The organism is Weissella kandleri, assembly GCF_001438705.1.
Classification (GTDB): Bacteria; Bacillota; Bacilli; order Lactobacillales; family Lactobacillaceae; genus Weissella; species Weissella kandleri.
In genome coordinates, this window is sequence record NZ_JQBP01000002.1 from 186622 (window position 1) to 205714 (window position 19093).

15 protein-coding genes and 2 tRNA genes are annotated in these 19093 nt (G+C 40.5%); 16 read left to right on the forward strand and 1 reads right to left on the reverse strand.

Annotated features, from left to right (window positions below):
• Nucleotides 1-134 precede the first annotated feature (134 nt).
• Together IV73_RS02515 and IV73_RS02520 are read left to right on the forward strand one after the other, a co-directional pair.
• Nucleotides 135-1418 (forward strand): ABC transporter substrate-binding protein, encoded by a 1284-nt coding sequence (locus IV73_RS02515; RefSeq protein ID WP_057754420.1) that lies wholly within the window; start codon nt 135-137, stop codon nt 1416-1418.
• Nucleotides 1418-2620 carry an MBL fold metallo-hydrolase gene (locus IV73_RS02520; RefSeq protein ID WP_057754424.1) on the forward strand — a complete coding sequence of 401 codons (1203 nt, stop codon included), beginning with the start codon at nt 1418-1420 and terminating at the stop codon, nt 2618-2620. The genes IV73_RS02515 and IV73_RS02520 overlap by 1 nt, the downstream gene beginning before the upstream one ends.
• A 132-nt stretch (nt 2621-2752) precedes the next feature.
• On the opposite strand, the gene IV73_RS02525 is transcribed toward IV73_RS02520, so the two are convergent.
• On the reverse strand, nt 2753-4126 hold the full coding sequence (locus IV73_RS02525) for a UDP-N-acetylmuramoyl-tripeptide--D-alanyl-D-alanine ligase (RefSeq protein ID WP_057754432.1): 1374 nt from the start codon (nt 4124-4126) through the stop codon (nt 2753-2755).
• 124 nt (nt 4127-4250) lie between these two features.
• Here IV73_RS02525 and mreB point away from each other — a divergent pair, with 124 nt between their 5' ends.
• The 14 genes from mreB (at nt 4251) to IV73_RS02595 (ending at nt 18873) form a co-directional block, all read left to right on the forward strand.
• Complete coding sequence (gene mreB, locus IV73_RS02530; RefSeq protein WP_057754435.1) at nt 4251-5228, forward strand: rod shape-determining protein; 978 nt, start codon at nt 4251-4253, stop codon at nt 5226-5228.
• 29 nt (nt 5229-5257) lie between these two features.
• Nucleotides 5258-5470: a DUF2969 domain-containing protein gene (locus IV73_RS02535; protein WP_057754439.1), complete on the forward strand. Its 213-nt coding sequence runs from the start codon at nt 5258-5260 to the stop codon at nt 5468-5470.
• 15 nt (nt 5471-5485) lie between these two features.
• Nucleotides 5486-6679: an FtsW/RodA/SpoVE family cell cycle protein gene (locus IV73_RS02540; RefSeq protein WP_057754442.1), complete on the forward strand. Its 1194-nt coding sequence runs from the start codon at nt 5486-5488 to the stop codon at nt 6677-6679.
• Nucleotides 6679-7476 (forward strand): pyrroline-5-carboxylate reductase, encoded by a 798-nt coding sequence (gene proC, locus IV73_RS02545; RefSeq protein WP_057754445.1) that lies wholly within the window; start codon nt 6679-6681, stop codon nt 7474-7476. The genes IV73_RS02540 and proC overlap by 1 nt, the downstream gene beginning before the upstream one ends.
• 77 nt (nt 7477-7553) lie before the next feature.
• Nucleotides 7554-7625 (forward strand) — tRNA-Glu (locus IV73_RS02550).
• A gap of 155 nt (nt 7626-7780) precedes the next feature.
• Nucleotides 7781-8506 carry a DUF4811 domain-containing protein gene (locus IV73_RS02555; RefSeq protein ID WP_057754449.1) on the forward strand — a complete coding sequence of 242 codons (726 nt, stop codon included), beginning with the start codon at nt 7781-7783 and terminating at the stop codon, nt 8504-8506.
• 17 nt (nt 8507-8523) lie between these two features.
• Nucleotides 8524-9231, forward strand: coding sequence for an FGGY family carbohydrate kinase (locus tag IV73_RS02560; RefSeq protein ID WP_057754451.1), 708 nt, complete (start codon nt 8524-8526; stop codon nt 9229-9231).
• 327 nt (nt 9232-9558) lie between these two features.
• Nucleotides 9559-10377 (forward strand): exodeoxyribonuclease III, encoded by an 819-nt coding sequence (locus IV73_RS02565; RefSeq protein ID WP_057754454.1) that lies wholly within the window; start codon nt 9559-9561, stop codon nt 10375-10377.
• A 134-nt stretch (nt 10378-10511) separates the two neighbouring features.
• Nucleotides 10512-10583 (forward strand) — tRNA-Glu (locus IV73_RS02570).
• A 270-nt stretch (nt 10584-10853) separates the two neighbouring features.
• A complete protein-coding gene (locus tag IV73_RS02575) occupies nt 10854-11525 on the forward strand; it encodes a histidine phosphatase family protein (RefSeq protein ID WP_057754456.1) in 672 nt (223 codons plus the stop codon).
• Between the two features lie 4 nt (nt 11526-11529).
• Nucleotides 11530-12813: a GTPase HflX gene (hflX, locus tag IV73_RS02580; protein WP_057754457.1), complete on the forward strand. Its 1284-nt coding sequence runs from the start codon at nt 11530-11532 to the stop codon at nt 12811-12813.
• Nucleotides 12814-13176: 363 nt separating this feature from the next.
• Complete coding sequence (locus IV73_RS02585) at nt 13177-14898, forward strand: ABC transporter ATP-binding protein (protein WP_057754460.1); 1722 nt, start codon at nt 13177-13179, stop codon at nt 14896-14898.
• Nucleotides 14898-16679, forward strand: a complete 1782-nt coding sequence (locus IV73_RS02590) for an ABC transporter ATP-binding protein (protein WP_057754463.1) — start codon at nt 14898-14900, stop codon at nt 16677-16679. The genes IV73_RS02585 and IV73_RS02590 overlap by 1 nt, the downstream gene beginning before the upstream one ends.
• A gap of 199 nt (nt 16680-16878) precedes the next feature.
• The gene (locus IV73_RS02595) at nt 16879-18873 is read left to right on the forward strand and encodes an ABC transporter ATP-binding protein/permease (RefSeq protein WP_057754466.1); all 1995 of its coding nucleotides are present in this window, start codon (nt 16879-16881) and stop codon (nt 18871-18873) included.
• Nucleotides 18874-19093 lie beyond the last annotated feature (220 nt).

Consider the following 19093-nt stretch of genomic DNA (forward strand, 5'->3'; position numbering starts at 1 on the left):
GTGGTCATCAGCTGACATGTTTTAAACAAGTAAGTTGATGACTGCTGATAAAGCGGTGTCTTAAGGGGCCCTAAGAGACATGGTGGATTGGTAGTGTTGCAGAAGTAGTATATGAATATGAAAGGATTAACATCATGAATCAAACCTTCAAAAAATTGGCTGTTGGGTCAGCCGTTGCACTCTTAGCAGCTAGTTCTTTAACAGCAATTTTGCCAGTGACAGCAAAAGCTGCTAGCAAACCAACCAAGGTGACAGTGTGGCATGCGATGAATGGAAATTATAATGATGCTTTTCAAGATGAGGTGAAGGCCTTCAATGCGTCACAAAAGAAGTATCGCGTGGTTGCGACAGGGCAAGGAGATTATACGACTTTGAACCAAAAAGTGATGGCAGCTGCGAAGTCAAAAACATTACCGGTCGTATCGCAAGCTACGTATACGCAAGTGCCTGATTATGCCAAACAGGGCATTGTTCAAAACTTAGATAAACAAATTAAAGGTAAAGATGGTTGGAGTAAGAAGGATTTAAAAAATATTTACCCTGGCTTCTTAGAACAAACGAAGTATGATGGACATTACTATGCTATGCCATTTTCGGCCTCAGTGCGGGTGATGTTGTATAACAAGACCATTTTAGATAAATATAATCTTGAAGTACCTAAAACATGGGATGATATTCAAAAAATGGCGCCAACTTTGGCTGCCGATGGGATTGCAACGGTTGGTTTTGATAAGTCATATGACATGGAGTGGGACGGCTTAGTTCATTCAACTGGAAACCAAATTGTGGACAAAAAAGGTCATGTAAAAGCTGATTCTAAGGATGCAGTCCAAGCAGCAGACATGCTTAATGGCATGCTGGATAAAGGGTATGCAATGACTGCTGGTTCAGATATGTATGGAACTAATAATTTTGTGAATGGTAAGACAGCTTTGAGTTTCTCATCATCAGCGGGAGTGAGTGCAACTAAAAAAGCAGTTCCGGATGATTTTGATTGGGGAACGGCAGTTGTACCAGAATATCAAGGTAAGCGAGCAACCCCATTTGCGGGAAATAACCTTGTGTTAACATCACAAGCGAATAAGAAGGAAGCAGCTGGGGCCTTTGCCTTTATGAAATTCTTGACGTCTGATAAGCAAACGGCAAAGTGGGCGGAAAAGACGGGCTATTTGCCAATCACTAAGAAGGCGGCGAATTCAAAGCAGTATAACCAATACTTGAAGGATAATCCTTTGGCCACAGCCGGAGCTGATTCTTTGCAGTATGGTTTCTCGGATGCAGCTTTCCCTGGTTATCAAGAATATCGAAATAATTTGACAGCCACGGTTGACAAGATGATTACCAAGCATACCCCAGCCAAAGAGGCTTTGAAGACGTTGAATCAACAAACAGAAAAAACCATTAAGGATAATAAGTAATGACAACGGTACAAATTTTAAATGGGATTGATACGATTGGGGGCAATGTGGTTAGTTTTACCAATGGTTCAACACAATTAATCATGGATTTAGGCGTAAATTTTGCTCCCCACCTCCCAACCGCCTCCGATTTATATGCGGAGGGGCTCTTGCCTCAAGTACCGAACTTGTTTACGAATGAAAAGACGCGAGAAGAACAACCAGTTGTTTTCATTTCTCATCTGCATCTTGATCATATGGGAGCGTTAAAATATTTAACGCGAGCAACTGATGTGTATATGAGTCCAATGAGTTATAAATTGTATCAGAGTTTGGTGCAACAAGGTTTAGAGACAGCGCCGTCCAATGCTAAATTGCATCTTTTAGAGCCAAATATCCCTTATCAGTTTGGAAACTTGACTGTGACCGGATATGTTAGTGATCATGATGAAGCGGGGGCCTTAATGTTAAAGGTATCTGACGGAGAGCATACTTTTGTGCATAGTGGAGATGTGCGCTGGAATGGTCCACATCCGGAGCGGGTGACACATTGGGTTAACCTATTACAACAAGAAACCGTTGATTTGTTGTTGTTAGAAGGCACAGAATTTAGTTTTGATAACGACGATAAGACAGCAGGCTTTACGGAGCAAACTTTACAGGAACACTTTCAAAAGATTTTAGTGGCAAGTCCAAAATTAGTTGTAATTAATCCATATGAACGGAATGTGGAACGTTTGGCGGCCTTGATTCAATCAGCGCAGAGTGCTGGTCGGCAAATTGTTTGGGATCAAGAGTTCAGTCAAATCCTACAAGACGTTTTGCAGATTGATGCATTAGTTTTAAATCAAGATGTTACTTGGGATGCGATTGAACAAAATCCGCAAGCTTATGTGGTACAGAATCATTTTAAAGATTTACGTGAATTGAATCATTTTACGCAACCATTTCGTTATCTGCATTTAAATGGTGAACCTTTGGGCGATTATGATCCACGCTATCAAGCACTAGTGAGGTATTTAAAACAGCGGCAAGTCGCACTAGAACTGTTGGGCGCGAGTGGGCATGCGAAAACGACTGATTTAGTACAAATTGCGCAGGCAGTGCACGCTAAATTGACTTTACCTTGGCATTCGTTCAAACCTGAACGGCTCGCGGACGCTTTAAAAGCACAAGGTTTGCCGGTTCAAGTGCCGGTTAAAAATGAAATTTTCGAATTTTAAACTTAATCGGCGACGGAGGCGACAAATTAAAAAAGCTCAGGTGTTAACCTGGGCTTTTTGTTTTGGTAAAAAGACAAAAATATGACCTTAGAGCTTACCTTTCGACATCACGCCTGCATATGGTAATTTTATTTAATCAGCGAGTAAAGCCTCCACCACTTTTTCTAAGTGAAGACCGTGAGAAGCTTTAATTAAAACTAAGTCATCTGGTTGTAAGTTGGCTTTTAATTGTTGAATTAGAGCCGTCTGATTAGTGGCCGCAAAATGGAAAACGGCTAGGCTAGACTGCTCAACGCGTAAACGTTCGGCCAAATTTTCCATCAAAGGGCCAATTAGGAAAACGGCTTGGAGGGAGGCATTCGCAATTGCCGGTGCTAAATTCGCATGTAAGCTGGGTCCCTTTTCGCCCAGTTCGAGCATATCACCGAGAACAACATAGCGATGGCCGGTAGTTTTTACATCGTGAAAGGAGGTTAAGACGGATTGTACCGCGGTTGGATTTGAGTTGTAAACATCACTGAGAATTTGCGTACCGTTTGGCATTTGGAGCCATTCAGTCCGATTTTGAGTAATGGTGGCATTTTCTAATGCTATTTGGATATTTTGGTCATCAATTGCTAAGAGGTGGCCCACGGCAATGGCCGCCAAGGCGTTACTAATATTGTAGCTTCCAGAAAGGGGTAACTTGAAAGTTAAGCCAGATTGATTAGTTTTAAATTCAGCGGTCATTTGATGTGACACCTGTTCGATAGCATAAAAATTATTGGTCGATTGGAGTCCAAAAGTAGTCGTTTGGAGTTGCGCGTGTTGTTGTGCGCGTTCCAATAGTAACGGTTCATCCCCGTTATAAACCAAAGTTCCTTGTGGTTTGAGACCATTGACGATTTGCATTTTGCCATCAGCAATCCGCGCTCGCGTTTTGAAAAACTCAATGTGGGCTTCCCCAATCATGGTCAAAACGGCAATGTCTGGGGTGACTAATTTAGAAAGGACATCTAAGTCATCGGGGTGATCCATTCCTAATTCGATTACTAATAATTCTGTATCAGCAGGCATGTTTAAAATCGTCTGCGGGACGCCAAGTTCATTATTAAAATTTTGCGGGGTTTTGGCCGTCCGATATTTGGTGGCCCCAATTGCTGCGATGAAGTCTTTGGTCGTAGTTTTTCCGTTTGATCCAGAAATGGCTACGACTTTTGGTGCCACTTGTTGAAGATAGTGCTTAGCAAGTTGCTGATAAGCTTTTAAAGTATCTGAAACTAAAATTACTGGTACAGTGTTGGGATAATGGGGATGATCTTTAGCCCACAAAGTAGCGACGATACCATTGTCAATAGCGCCTTGAATAAAATTATGACCATCGTTGCCCCAAGTAATTGGAATGAAGAGGGTGTCATGGTTAGCTTGGCGCCCGTCAAAGACCACCGTTTTAACGGTGACATTCGGATTATTTTTTATTAATTGGCCATCAACGATCTGGGCGATTTCGGTCAGAGAATAGTTCATAAAGAAGCTCCTTTAGTAAAAAAGATTAAGTTATCTATATTCTAACAAAAAACTCAGCTTAATTCTGATATAATAAAAGTTAATAAGCTTAAAAGTAGAACAAATGAAGAGGTAGAAAAAATCAATGGCTAAAAAGATTGGAATTGACTTAGGAACAGCAAATGTTTTAATTTTTGTTGAGGGGGTGGGGATTGTCTTAAACGAACCCTCCGTAGTGGCAGTGGATGCTAAAACAGACCGCGTTTTGTCAGTGGGGACGGAAGCTTATCAAATGGTTGGACGGACACCTGGACACATTCGGGCAGTTCGGCCCTTAAAGGATGGGGTTATTTCTGATTTTGATATGACAGAAGCCATGTTGTCATACTTTATTAAAAAGTTGAATTTGAAGAGCATGATGAGTCGCCCTAATATTATGGTAGCGGCCCCAACAAATATTACTGAAATTGAGAAGAAGGCGATTATGCAAGCCGCTGAAAAAGTTGGTGGTGCTAAGGTTTATTTGGAATATGAGCCTAAGGTAGCTGCCATCGGTGCAGGTTTGGATATTTTCTCACCCACAGCCTCAATGGTTATTGATATGGGGGGTGGAACTTCTGATATCGCGGTGTTGTCATTAGGTGATATTGTTTCGGCACGTTCAATTCGTGTAGCCGGTGATAAGCTTAATGCGGAGATTACCAATTTTGTAAAGCATCGGCATGGTTTGCAAATTGGTGAACGGACGGCTGAACAGATTAAAATTAGCATTGGAAATGCAATGCAGATGGATGACCCAATGACGATGATGATTCGTGGTCGGGACATGTACGATGGAATGCCGGAATCAGTTGAGATTAATTCCAATGAAATTGAAGAAGCTTTGCATGATTCACTGCAACAGATTGTGCACGCTGCGCATGAAGTGCTTGCTGAGATTCAACCAGAATTAGCTTCAGATATTTTGGACCGGGGAATTATTTTAACCGGTGGAGGTGCTTTGTTGCGCAATATTGATAAGTTGATTACTGATGAATTGGGCGTCCCCGTCTTTGTCGCTGATCACCCACTTGATAATGTTGCCCGGGGCGCTGGTGAATTACTAGAACATATGCATGATTAAGAAATCAAATCAGTTTGAGGTGAATAAAAATGGCAGCACGAAAGAATAAAGCCATTGATGTCGAAATTAATGATTTAGGACATCAAGTGAGTGAAGTAAAAATTAATAAAAATGTTTTAGGACAGATTGATGAAAGTGCTTCGCCCATTAAAGTTCAAATGGGAGCTAATCGTAAACAGATGGTCCACACATTTGACGAAGGGGTCGAAGTTTTAATTGCGGAGTATAATTTGCACCACTAAAAAGGAGCGTTTTGAATGACGAGACGAATTTTAGGGGAAAAAGGCGAAGTCGATTGGAGTATTATTTTTGTGGTGATGATGTTGGCTTTAATTGGTTTGGCATCAATTTATGTGGCTGCGAGTCATGATGCTGCAACAGTTAGTGCTTCGAAAATGATCATTATGCAGGCGATTTGGTATGTTTTAGGAATTGCTTCGGTTACATTTATCATGCAATTTGATTCTGAACGGCTTTGGCGGATTTCGCCGTATATTTTTGGCATCGGTGTCTTTTTAATGTTGGCCGTATTGATTTTCTATAGTCGGCCTTACTTTATACAGACTGGGGGGAAATCTTGGTTTGCGTTAGGCGGCTTAACCTTTCAACCTTCTGAGGTGATGAAGCCGGCCTTTATCTTAATGTTAGCGCAAGTGATTACTAACCATAATTTAGAGTACACTGAGCATACACTCGCCAATGATTGGCTGCTTTTAAAACGGATTACCTTATTGAGTTTACCAATTATTTTGTTAGTTTTATTGCAACATGATTTTGGAACGATGTTGGTATTCTTGGCCATCATTTTTGGCATGACTTTAGTTTCAGGGATGTCATGGCGCATTTTTGGACCAATTGTTGGGGGCGCCGCAGCATTAGGGATTACGGCGATTTCTTTGGTTGCTAGTACTGCGGGTCGGAAAATTTTAGGCCACGTCGGTTTCCAAGCCTACCAGTTTGCGCGGATTGATGCGTGGTTGCACCCAGAAGGCGATACTTCAAATTCAGCGTATCAATTATGGCATTCCATGATGGCGATTGGCTCAGGTGGTATGACCGGGACCGGATTTAACGTGTCACATGTGAATGTTCCTGTGCGTGAGTCGGACATGATTTTTTCAGTCATTGGAGAAAATTCCGGTTTCGTTGGATCGTTATTAGTATTACTCCTGTATTTCTTGTTGATTTATCGTATTTATCGGGTGGTGATGGAAACATCCAACCAATTTTATGCGTATATTGGGGCAGGCGTCATTATGATGTTGTTATTCCATATTTTTGAAAATATCGGAATGAGCATTGGGTTGGTTCCGTTAACGGGAATTCCACTTCCCTTTATTTCACAGGGAGGGTCTTCCTTAATTGGAAATATGATTGGAATTGGATTAATTATGTCGATGAGTTTTCATAATCACAATTATACGCTATCAGAGCAGGAAGGATTTTCATAATGTTTAAAATTGGCTTTATTGGTGCTGGAAATATGGCGCAGGCAATGATTAAAGGCTGGTCACATTTAGATCGAGAACAAGTGCAACAAGTGGTTTACGCACGGCATTCCGCTAATGCTGTGGCTGAGGAGTTGCGCATTCAAGCAATGCCGGATATGGAAACATTAGCGCAAGAGAGTGATATGATCATTTTAGCGACGCCACCGACTGCTTTAGATGATATTGCTAACCAGATTCGTTCGGTGGTAGCATATGCGAAGAATAAGATTGTGGTTTCAATTATGGGTGGAATTTCATTGCAAACGTTGCAAACTGCTTTTGGCGCTCAGACGAAGTTAGTACGGGCCTTACCGAATGTGAATGTTGCAGTGGATGAAGGTTATATTGCAATGGCGGCTGGACAAACTTTGAACCCCGATGAAAAGGGGGCTGTGTTTGCTATCCTGGCTGAGCTGGGCCGGGTGGAAGAATATTCAGAAGCACAATTTGGGGCGGTGAGCGCCCTTGCTGGTTCAGGACCTGCGTTTGTTGCTGGTTTTGTGCAAGCTTTGACAGAAGCTGGTCGACAAGCGGGGTTAGAGAATGAGACGAGCTCTAAATTAGCCCAACAAACCATTCAAGGAACTTTGCAAAAAATGGCAACGGAAGAAATCACACCGCTTGAATTGGCACACCAGGTTATGACGCCTGGTGGTTCGACGGCAGCCGGTTGGGAAGTTATGCAAGAACGTGATATTAACCAGATGATGGATGTCGTAATTCAAGCAACTATGAAGAAAAATGCTGAATTTGAATAAAATTTAAAAAAAGGCTTGCCAAACATTCAAAAACTTGGTATTATATTATTTGTTGTTAAGCGACAACAAGTAATGATGGCTCATTGGTCAAGCGGTTAAGACTCCGGTTTTTCACACCGGCATCCAGGGTTCGACTCCCTGATGAGCTATTAGATAAAGCACCTTTTATGGGTGCTTTTTTTGTCTATAAAATTACTTTTCAGGTACGCCACATTGTTGTTTCGTCAATTGATGATGAGTTCTTACAACGCCTCTAATCTATGTTATGATAGGCTTGATATATTTAATTTACAGGAGAAATTTTATGCTAATTTTGTTAATTGCAGGGGTAGTTCTTTTAGTCCTGGCAGGCATTTCGTATTATCAGAAACATTCCGTGCGCTACTGGATGATCATCGTCGGATTATTATTAGTACTGATTGATGGAATTGGGATGGGAATGGCCGGTTCTAAACATTTATTTATGGAAAAGCAAACGATGAAAAAGACGGTACAATTATCCTCTAAGTCATCGGTAGTGGGAAAGTCGTTTATTGTGACCACAAATGCTAAAAATGGAACATTTAACTACCATTACACATGGAAGAATAAAAATTATCGAGTGAACCCTAAGGATGGAGCGACTCATTTTGAAAAGGGAGATAAAGCGGTCTTAAAGGAACAGATCAGTAACTATCAAGCCACTAATTTCTTCGATAAATTTATGCTCGTGGGATTGACAACCCAAACGGAACCAAATGTTGAGTATACTTTTGTTTTGCCCGACAATTGGTATATTATTACAAAGCAACAAAATGATGAAATCCAAAAGATGATTGCTGAGTCTAAAGCTGGCATGGACGATAAGATAAAAAAAGGGGTGACGGACGCAATCGAGGCTGAGGTCAAAAAGAACCCGGATTATTTGAAAGATAAAGATGCCCAAAAAGATACACAAAATAAAATTGTGCAACAAGTGACGGGTGAAATTAACGATGATTTAACGCAAAAAGTTGATAAAAAGTTGACGGAGTGGAATGTAGCCAAGTAAGAATCGGGTATAAATGGATGAAATATACATTGGAAATTCGGATTGCACAGGATCAAGTCATTGCATCCGCTATTGATGAAAATGGAAATCGGCGGGACGAGTCCCATCCTTACACTAAAAAATGGTTGACGGCGATGGCTAACTTAGATTTTCAGACACTTGGTACCATGTTCATTCATGGTTTGGAGCAGTTCAGAGCGCAATTGCCACCTCGTTCACAAGTGCAACTGATTCAATTGCATGATAATACTGACGGATGGGCTTTTTTGGATCAAAATGATGCGACTCTGGCAAGTGGAGTGTTGTCAGGAGCCCAAGTTCCAGTTGCGCAAGGCTATTTGCGGGCTTTAAGGCTAAATGGAATCGCTGGTCAACTGGAAGCCAAAGCGGGAGTTACATTTACGGAAAATTTACCCTTGTTGGCAGTGTTATGGTTGAAAAATGAACAACCACACTTGTTTGAACAAATGGCACGTTTTTGTAGCTTGCAGGAATATCTACACCAAATTTTTACGGGTGAGGATCAAATTACAACGCATTTAGCGGCACGGACAGGACTTTATGATTTGAATCATGCTAAATGGGATCCGCAAGCGTTGGCTTTGGTGAATTTAACCGTTGATCAATTGCCACAGGTTGTGACTGCGGATAAGTTTGCGAGTCAAATTATTCCAGAAATGGTAGAGAAATTAGGCTTATTAAAGGATACCCAAATTCGTTGGTAGGTTGTATAATATAAATTGTTGCTGGAGATGCGATTAGTCAAGGAGTTAAGGGACCTAGGACTGCTTATTTTAAGAAGGTGCGATGCCTTGTCGTCCAGCGATCATTTAAGTTGAGGGGTGAAGGACTCGACTTAAATGGGAGAATGGCTAAATGGGGACATTTAGCTGGATGGAAGAATGATTTAACTGTCGTGGTGGATCAGTTAAATCAATATGGTGAAAAAAGATGGGGACATCTTTGAAAAAGTGCACGCTCAATTTGTGAGAAGCACTTTTTTATTTTAAATAAATTCAAGACGATAAACACAACCGAAGGAGATTGAAGCGATGAAATTGATTTCTTGGAATATTGATAGTCTAAACGCAGCTTTAGAACATAAGTCGGCACGGGGTGAGTTGACGTGGCAGACCTTAAATGCGATTGCGCAATTACAGCCAGATGTTTTCGCTATTCAGGAAACTAAGGCGAAAGCGACGGGCTTAACCAAAAAGCAAAATGCGACCTTAGCAGAGCTTTTTCCTGGTTATTATCAGTATACGAATTCCAGTACCGGACGGCCAGGCTATGCGGGAACGTTAATGTTAGCCCGGGTTAAGCCTGAAAAAGTCACTTTTCCAACCATTGGCGCCCCCGGCGAAATGGATATGGAAGGGCGCATTATTACTTTAGAATACCCTGATTTATATATTTCAACCGTCTATACGCCAAATTCCGGATCTGAGCTGAGACGTTTAGCTGATCGTCAGGCGTGGGATGATGCTTATCGTGCTTATTTATTAGGGTTGGATGCCAAAAAACCAGTGATTGCTAGTGGGGATTATAACGTGGCCCATCAAGAAATAGATTTGAAAAACCCACAATCTAATCATCATTCAGCAGGCTTTACGGATGAGGAACGTGATAAATTCAGTCAATTATTAGCGTCTGGGTTTATTGATACCTTTCGGGTGCTACATCCTGATCAAACCGGGGTTTATACATGGTGGGCGCAGATTAGTAAAACCGCTAAAATTAATAACAGTGGCTGGCGTATCGACTATTATTTAGCCTCGCAGCGTCTAAAGACTAAGTTGCAAGATTTTCAAGTTTTGGATACTGGAGAGCGGCGTGATCACGCCCCAATTTGTGTGGAATGGGACCTTTAAAGTTCGTATTGACGGAAAACGCCTCAAGGAATGTGTAATTTTGAGTTGAAATTAAAAAAAGATAACTAAACAGTTGACAGAATATGCGGTTTCCTGTATATTTAATTATTGTTGTTGAGATAATTTAACTCAATGGCCCAATGGTCAAGTGGTTAAGACGTCGCGTTCTCATCGCGGAATCCAGGGTTCGATTCCCTGTTGGGCTATCTTAATATTTTGGAAGACTGTTATATCGTTGATATAACAGTCTTTTTTAATTCATTTGTGCATTCAATCGAAGTTAAGCTTGGTTCAGTCGATTTATAAGTGTATGCTTTGGTTTCAAAAGGGTAGGTGGTGCTGTCGGAGCTTGATGGAGCCAATCTGACGACCGTCCAAGGATAATGCGGTTGGTTTACGGGATTTGACTGGGAAGCGCCCAAACTTTTCCCGATCCATGATACAATAAGAGTAATTATTGTATGGAGGAATTGGATATGAGCTTTAATTTATACTTGGTACGACACGGAGAAACTTATCTGAATAAATATGATCGGATGCAAGGGTGGTCCGATGCACCTTTAACTGATAAGGGAATTCAAGACGGTCAGGCAGCAGGTAAGCGGTTAGCAAATATTAAATTTAATCATGTCTATTCCTCAGACTTAACGCGGGCGGTTGAAACTGCAAAATATATCATGCATGAAAACAATGATCATGATGCCATTCAAGTCCCAGTGACTTTGCCAGAATTTCGAGAAGAATTCTTTGGCTCATTCGAAGGTCTGCACGGAGTTGATTTGGCAGCCCAAATACAAACGCAAGAAGATTTACATGATATTAAGGCTTATGGCGATTTAATGGCCCAGTTATCGCAAGATGAGTTGATGGATGCTATTGCAAAAGCCGACTCATACCATGATGCTGAAAACGCAGAACAATTCTGGGCACGATTAGAACGTGGTTTGAAATTCCTACGTGAACATGTGCAAGATGGAGAAAATGTTTTAGTGGTCGCGCATGGCACTTTAATCCGTAATTTATCAGGAAAGTACGCCGGACGTGAATACACGCTTTCAAGTATGTATAATGGATCGGTTTCTAAGTGGACGATGGATGCCAAAAGTATGGAGTTAGAAGTGTTTAACGATATTGAGAAAGTGTGGTAACGCGATGCATGAAAATGATGATACGCCGCAAGTTCCAGTTTTATTAGTTGGGCTTGATCAAGGAGTTTCGCAGTTTGATTATCAAATGGAAGAGTTAGCGAATTTAGCCCAGGCGAATCAGATGCAAGTAGTTGGAACTTTAACGCAAAAGTTAGACCGCCCTGTCGCGGCAACTTATTTTGGAAAAGGAAAAGTTGACGAATTAAGGGTTGCTGTTGAAGCTAATGAGGCGGAGATGGTGGTGGTTAATGATGAACTATCACCTTCGCAAATTCGTAATTTGGAAAATGTAACCGGTGTGCGCATTATTGATCGGACAGCTTTAATTTTGGATATTTTTGCGTCACGGGCGAAGACGCGTTTAGCTAAATTGCAAGTTGAAATGGCACAGCTGCAGTACCAATTGCCTCGTTTACGGACGAGCTTAAATATTCGTTTGGATCAACAAACCGGTGGTGGTGGCGGTAGCTTTACCACGCGTGGTTCGGGTGAAACGAAACTTGAAACGAGTCGGCGTTTAGTGGAGCATCAGATTGCAGGCATTAAAAAAGAAATTGCTGAGATTGATATGGATGATCAAAATCGGCGGAAGCATCGCGATGAGTTGTTGATGCCTACTGTTGCGTTGGTTGGTTATACCAACGCAGGAAAATCAACGATTATGAATCAATTAGTAGAACGTTTTGGGGCGAACCAAAGTAAAACGGTCTTTCAGGCTGATATGCTCTTTGCAACTTTGGAAACGTCGGTGCGTAAAATTTTTTTACCTGAGAATCAAACCATTTTATTATCTGATACAGTCGGTTTTGTTTCAAAGTTACCACATCAATTGGTTGCAGCCTTTAGGGCGACTTTAGCCGAGGCTGCACAAGCGGATTTACTTTTGCAAATTGTTGATTTTTCTGATCCGAATTATCAAGCAATGATGGACACCACTAAACATACTTTGGCCGAAATTGGGGTCAAAGATATTCCGATGGTGACCATTTACAATAAAGCCGATCGTCTAGAGAACGTTCAATATCCGGAAGCTGCCGGTGATGGGATTGTGCTATCAGCTCAAGATGCCACTTCGATTGACTATTTGGTTGAAGTTTTGCAGCAAAAATTATTTGCTGATTTAAAAACGTACCAGCTTTTGGTACCTTTTGATCAAGGTCAAGTTGTAGCTAAATTAAATGAAGATGCCATCGTCTTAGCAACTGAATATGAACCCGATGGGACCTTGTTGCAAGTACGCCTGCGGTCCGAACAATTACCGCGTTATGCAAAGTATCTGTTTGAGTAATCAGAATTTTGGTGTTTAAAAAAGTTGCAAAAGACTACTGGATTGATGCATAAGTCAATTTCGGTGGTCTTTTTTAATTGATTCTTTGTCAAATAACCTGATAAGAACGAATAATGACCGCTTAAGCTAAAAGTATTTACGCACGCGGTAAAATATGTTGTAATTAGCATGCAGTTTTTTGTTAAATGCAAGCTAATTGAAGCATAATTAACAACTTAAAGGTTGATATGATAAGTTTCCTAGGTGTGATAAGCTAAACCTAATATTAGCCATTTCAAATGGGCTAAATTTAGGTTGTTTTTAATTTAAGATTGGAGTAGACTAAGCAGTGCTATTATTTGGGGAAGAAAAGGAGATGAATTCATGGATTTATTAAAACCTTATCTTGTTAAGTATAAACGTGATATATTTATTACCGTTTTGTCCGTGATTGTAATGTCGGCGGCGGCGTTATATCAACCACGACTTTTGCAAGATGTGATGAAAGCTATTACTGAAGATAAAATGAATCAGGTTAATTCAATTGGGGTTAAGTTAATAACTGTGGCAGCGCTTGGGTTGATAGCGGGCGTGATTAATTCAATTTTTGCCGCTAAAGTTTCGCAAAATATTGCGGCTGATTTGCGAGAAGCCCAGTATCGGAAAATTCAAACATTTTCATTTGCTGATATCGAGCATTTTTCAGTGGGAAATCTAGTCGTACGGATGACCAATGATATCCAGCAAGTGCAGACCTTGGTGATGTCTGGGTTACAAGCTCTTTTGCGGATGCCCATCCTATTCATTGGGGCATTAATTTTTGCAATTAATACTTTGCCGCAATTGTGGTGGATCATTGTGATTATGGTCGTGACAGTGGTATTAATTACCGCTTTCGTTTTTTCGAAAATGGGGCCACTCTTTGGACGGATTCAGAGTTGGATTGAGAAAACTAATAATTTAGCAAAAGAAAATTTGCAAGGGGTTCGAGTTGTTAAATCATTTAACCAAGAACAAAATGAAAAAAATCGTTATAATGAAGCCTCTGGTGAATTAAATAAAATCAACATTAAAATTGGGTATCTTTTCTCAGTTATGTCACCATTGTTTATGATGGTGAGTCAGTTGGCCATTGCTGGTTCAATTTGGTATGTTGGAACACAAGTAAATGAGCATCCTATGTGGATTGCGAGTGTTTCGTCATTTACTAATTATTTGATGCAAATTATGATGGCCGTAATTATCGGTGGAATGGTTATGTCCTTTGCCGCACGTGGAATGGTTTCGATAAAGCGCATTAAAGAGGTTATCGATGCCAAGCCAACCATGCAATATGATGCTAAAGCTCCTGAAATTGAGCTAATGGGTTCTGTTGAGTTTAAAGATGTATCATTCCATTATCCAGCTGATGAACAAGATGTCTTAAAACATGTTAGCTTTAAAGCCAATGCGGGTGAGATGATTGGGATCGTTGGTGCGACTGGATCTGGTAAAACGACGTTGGCACAGTTGATTGCGCGGTTATTTGACCCAACGGCGGGAACAGTTGAAATCGGTGGTCATGATTTAAAGCATGTTAATGAGAAGTCACTCCGGCAAACCGTCTCATATGTTTTGCAACGGGCTACCCTGTTTTCTGGAAAAATATCTGATAATTTACGTCAAGGTAAATTAGATGCCAACACTAAAGATATGCGCCATGCAGCTAATATTGCGCAAGCAGCTGAATTCGTCGAGCGTTATGAAGATACCTATGAACATGTTGTTGAAGAACGTTCAGCTAATTTCTCAGGTGGTCAAAAGCAACGTCTTTCAATTGCGCGAGGGGTGATTGCCAATCCTAAGGTTTTGATTTTGGATGACTCAACGTCGGCTCTGGATGCTAATTCTGAAAAACTCGTTAAAGAGGCGTTGGAACGTGATTTGCAACATACAACTACCTTTATTATTGCGGAAAAGATTTCATCAGTGATTAATGCTGATCGAATCTTAGTCTTGGATGAAGGTAAGTTGGTGGGTGAAGGTTCCCATGCTGAATTATTGGAGACATCCCCAGTTTACCGTGAGATTTATGGTACTCAAAAAGCGCAGGAGGTGAACTCATAATGAAGGATTTTTGGCAAGCAATTAAATTCTTTGCGCATTATTTTAAGCGCTATAAGTTTGGAATGTTCCTAGTGGGATTTTTCATTATTCTTTCAACTTATCTGCAAGTTAAAGCTCCCGTTTATATGGGAAAAGCAATTCAAGAAATGGGTAATTATATTTTCTTGAAGCTAAACCCAATGACGGCGGCAACTGCTAATTTGGATAAATTTCACCATGCTTTGGGGATGATGTTATTATTCGTCGTTTCAACAGCAGGGGCTATGTTAATCATGGGAGTTTTGCAATCAATTATTTCGGCCAATTCTGTTAATGATATGCGGACTGGTCTGTTTGCAAAGTTGCAACGGATGACAATTCGCTACTTTGATGAACATCAAGACGGTGAAATTTTAGCACGCTTTACTTCGGATTTGGATAATATTTTTAATGCGATGAATCAAGCAATATTCCAGCTCTTTTCACAGATTGCCTTAATGGTCGGAATTATTATGATGATGTTCCAGCAGAATGTGAAAATGGCCTGGATTACGATCGCTTCTACGCCGCTAGCACTCTTAATTGCAGTGGTGGTGGTGATGCAAGCTAAGAAATATGTTGATTTACAACAAAAAGAAGTTGGGCACTTGAATGGGTACATTAATGAACAAATTAATGGTGAGCGGGTTATTATTACAAATGGTCTGCAATCAAAATCCATTAATCAGTTTGTGAAGCATAATGAGCAAGTTCGTTCAGCTACTTATAAAGGACAAGTCTGGTCAGGAATTTTATTTCCTTTGATGTCTGGAATGAGTTTGATTAACACAGCGATTGTGATTTTCTTTGGCGGTTCAATGGCTTTGAATGGTGATTTGTCACGTTCAGCGGCCTTAGGCTTGATCGTCATGTTTATGTCGTTCTCACAACAATATTACCAACCAATCACCAACATTACTTCGACTTACAATATGTTACAGTTGGCAGTAACTGGAGCTCATCGTTTATCTGAAGTCTTTGCTCAAGATGACGAAATTTCGCCAGCCAATGGGCAGCAACTTACAGGCATTAAAAATGAAGTGACCTTAGAAGACGTCCACTTTGGCTATAAACAGGATAAAGAAATTTTGCACGGTGTGTCAATTGATGTGCAAAAGGGTCAGATGGTAGCTTTGGTGGGACCAACTGGTTCAGGAAAGACCACCGTCATGAACTTGCTGAACCGCTTTTATGATGTGACGTCTGGAGCAGTTAAGTTTGATGGTGTTGATGTCCGTGAAATGGACTTGCAAAGCTTGCGTGATCATGTCGGAATCGTTTTGCAAGATTCAGTGCTCTTTAGTGGAACTGTGCGAGACAACATTGTCTTTGGAAAACCAGATGCAACGGATGAAGAAGTGACCTCGGCTGCGCAACAGGCGAATATTCATGACTTCATTATGTCATTACCAGATGGTTATCAAACACATGTTGATGACGAAAATTCCGTCTTTTCAACGGGACAGAAACAACTTTTGTCAATTGCACGAACGATTTTAACTAATCCGGATCTTTTGATTTTGGATGAGGCAACTTCAAACGTTGATACCGTGACCGAAGCGAAGATTCAAAAAGCGATGGAAGCCGTGATTTCAGGGCGGACAAGCTTTGTGATTGCCCACCGTTTAAAGACTATTCTTTCAGCAGATAAGATTGTGGTCTTAAAGGATGGAAATGTCATTGAGCAAGGGACTCACACTGAGCTCTTATCTGAGCAAGGTTTCTATGCGAATTTGTATACTAGTCAGATGGTTTTTGAATAAAAACCAACAAGACAAGATGGAAACAGTCATTGAAAAAAGAAGAGTAAACCAAGCCGACAAGGTTATTTTGGTTTGCTCTTTTTATTTTTAGGCGCAGATATGCCAGGTATATCTAAATTTATAAATTGGTGTATATTTTAGTAGTAAGTTGGTATAATGACAACAATTATAATGCAAACGGAATAAAGGAGTAGTGATAATGGCGTTTTTAGAATTACGCAACATTAAAAAATCATACTTTTTAGGGCAACAAGAATTTGCGGTTTTAAAAGGAATTGATCTAGATTTTGAACTGGGTGATTTTGTTTCAGTTTTAGGTGAATCAGGTGGTGGTAAGTCAACTCTGATGAATATTATTGGAGGCTTAGATCGGAATTTTGAAGGAGAGGTTACGATTGAAGGCCGCAGCCTGGATCATAAACAAGAGCAAAAATTAGACGAATATCGACGCGGAACGATTGGTTATATTTATCAATCATATAATCTAATCTCGCATTTAACGGTTTTGGAAAATGTGTTGATTTCTTTGGATATGACTGCGTTAGGCCATAAGGAACGCGAAGAACGTGCGAAAGATTTGTTAGCACGGGTTGGTTTGGCTGATCAAATAGCTAAACACCCAAACCAATTATCAGGAGGTCAAAAACAACGAGTTGCGATTGCCCGGGCTTTGGCACCTGATCCTCAAGTAATTATTGCTGACGAGCCAACTGGAGCTTTGGATGCGCAAAACACGGCTGAAGTTTTAGAATTATTGCAAGCAATCGCACAAGAAGGTAAGTTAGTGATTGCCGTAACGCATTCACAAGATGTGGCCAATCATGGAACGCGGATTGTGCACCTAGCTGATGGAAAAATTGATAGTGATGAACGTGTCCATCCAGCTTACCCGGTGACGGGTGAGGAAGTCCGCTTAGACTCTAAAGCAATGCCGTTGAGTGCCAGCTTCCAAAATGCCTGGAAACACTTTGCCCATAATTTCTGGCGTAATTCGTTGATTATGCTTGGAACAGCAATTGGACTCTTTGCCGTTTTGTTATTCTCCGGTTTGGGAAACGGGGTAAATGCCTATATTAATAAGCAAGTTTCTGATTTAGCCAATCCGGATTACCCTACAATTGTCAAAAATGTTTCGACTAAAGAACAATCTAAGGGGAAAGAAGCAACTGATTTGATGCAAAATACGTATCAAACGATGATGATAGATTATAAGAAAGCTACCTTGTCAGAAGCTTCCTTACACCAGATTGAAAAAGTCAAGCATGTTAAACGGGTTTTGCCAGGTTACACCTTTATGAACGTGACAATGGCATATCAAGGGCATGATGTTCAAACACCTAAGTACCAAAGCTGGACGCCAGCCACTAATAAGTCAATTATCAAGGCCGGGCATGCACCCAAGCAAGGTGAAATTTTAGTTGATAAGAAGTCCTTTGCTAAAGAAATGGATGCTAAAAACTGGCAGTCAATTATTGGTCAAGAGGTAACGATGAGTTTTGTGGCGTACGATGCGAATAATACACCAATACCATTGACGAAGACCTTTAAGGTTGCAGGGGTTGTTGATTCTGTGTCACCCGTTGCGATCACGAATTTGGCAACGATGAAGCAAATTTTGCAAGATGAAGGAGCTAATACTGATTATACATTTGCATCAGCACAAATTGATCAAACAGAAAATGTTAAACAAGCCGTCAAAGATATTAATGGGTTGAAAGATAGTACTGGAACACAAAATGTCTTAGCAATTTCCATAGGCTCAATGTTGGACACAATTAATACGATTGTAAGTTTAGCTACTAATGTTTTGGCTGCTATTTCTGGGATTTCATTGTTAGTATCAGCCTTGATGATTATTGTAACGATGTATATGTCAGTGTCTGAGCGGACGAAGGAAATTGGAATTTTGCGCGCCTTAGGTGAATCAAAGCGTGATATTCGCCGTTTGTTTACGTCTGAATCATTGATTATTGGGGTTATGTCAGCCATTCTTGCTTTAGTTATGGCATATGGTCTTGGTTTTGCGATGAATGCAGCTTTGTATAAGATTGCCAAGTTTAATATGATTCAAGTTAGTGTCAACAATATTATCTTCACGATTATTGTTGCATTAGTGATTTCATTCTTAGCAGCTTTGTTGCCAGCGCGACGAGCTTCACGTTTGAATCCAATTGATGCATTAGCAGCCGATTAATGTAGGTCGTTGATTGCATGTAAAATAAGGGTGGGGTAACCATCCTTATTTTTTTAATTAGTTGTCGTTGTTGGCATTGTTGATGGTAAAATTAGCTTCACTGTGTTGGATGGAGTATGATTAGGTAAGTTAGTTTCAGAGCCGAATATTCAAAAAAATATTTGGAAAAACTGGTGCTAAAAGTGTATTATATTAAATAAGATTATAAAATTATTTGGGG

Bases quoted from the DNA above. Each gene is read 5' to 3' on its own strand.
- IV73_RS02555 (WP_057754449.1), top strand. From the start codon at position 7,781: ATGCTAATTTTGTTAATTGCAGGGGTAGTTCTTTTAGTCCTGGCAGGC.
- IV73_RS02515 (WP_057754420.1), top strand. From the start codon at position 135: ATGAATCAAACCTTCAAAAAATTGGCTGTTGGGTCAGCCGTTGCACTC.
- hflX (WP_057754457.1), top strand. From the start codon at position 11,530: ATGCATGAAAATGATGATACGCCGCAAGTTCCAGTTTTATTAGTTGGG.
- IV73_RS02525 (WP_057754432.1), bottom strand. From the start codon at position 4,126: ATGAACTATTCTCTGACCGAAATCGCCCAGATCGTTGATGGCCAATTA.
- IV73_RS02585 (WP_057754460.1), top strand. From the start codon at position 13,177: ATGGATTTATTAAAACCTTATCTTGTTAAGTATAAACGTGATATATTT.
- IV73_RS02565 (WP_057754454.1), top strand. From the start codon at position 9,559: ATGAAATTGATTTCTTGGAATATTGATAGTCTAAACGCAGCTTTAGAA.
- IV73_RS02535 (WP_057754439.1), top strand. From the start codon at position 5,258: ATGGCAGCACGAAAGAATAAAGCCATTGATGTCGAAATTAATGATTTA.
- IV73_RS02540 (WP_057754442.1), top strand. From the start codon at position 5,486: ATGACGAGACGAATTTTAGGGGAAAAAGGCGAAGTCGATTGGAGTATT.
- IV73_RS02595 (WP_057754466.1), top strand. From the start codon at position 16,879: ATGGCGTTTTTAGAATTACGCAACATTAAAAAATCATACTTTTTAGGG.
- IV73_RS02560 (WP_057754451.1), top strand. From the start codon at position 8,524: ATGAAATATACATTGGAAATTCGGATTGCACAGGATCAAGTCATTGCA.
- proC (WP_057754445.1), top strand. From the start codon at position 6,679: ATGTTTAAAATTGGCTTTATTGGTGCTGGAAATATGGCGCAGGCAATG.
- IV73_RS02520 (WP_057754424.1), top strand. From the start codon at position 1,418: ATGACAACGGTACAAATTTTAAATGGGATTGATACGATTGGGGGCAAT.
- mreB (WP_057754435.1), top strand. From the start codon at position 4,251: ATGGCTAAAAAGATTGGAATTGACTTAGGAACAGCAAATGTTTTAATT.
- IV73_RS02575 (WP_057754456.1), top strand. From the start codon at position 10,854: ATGAGCTTTAATTTATACTTGGTACGACACGGAGAAACTTATCTGAAT.
- IV73_RS02590 (WP_057754463.1), top strand. From the start codon at position 14,898: ATGAAGGATTTTTGGCAAGCAATTAAATTCTTTGCGCATTATTTTAAG.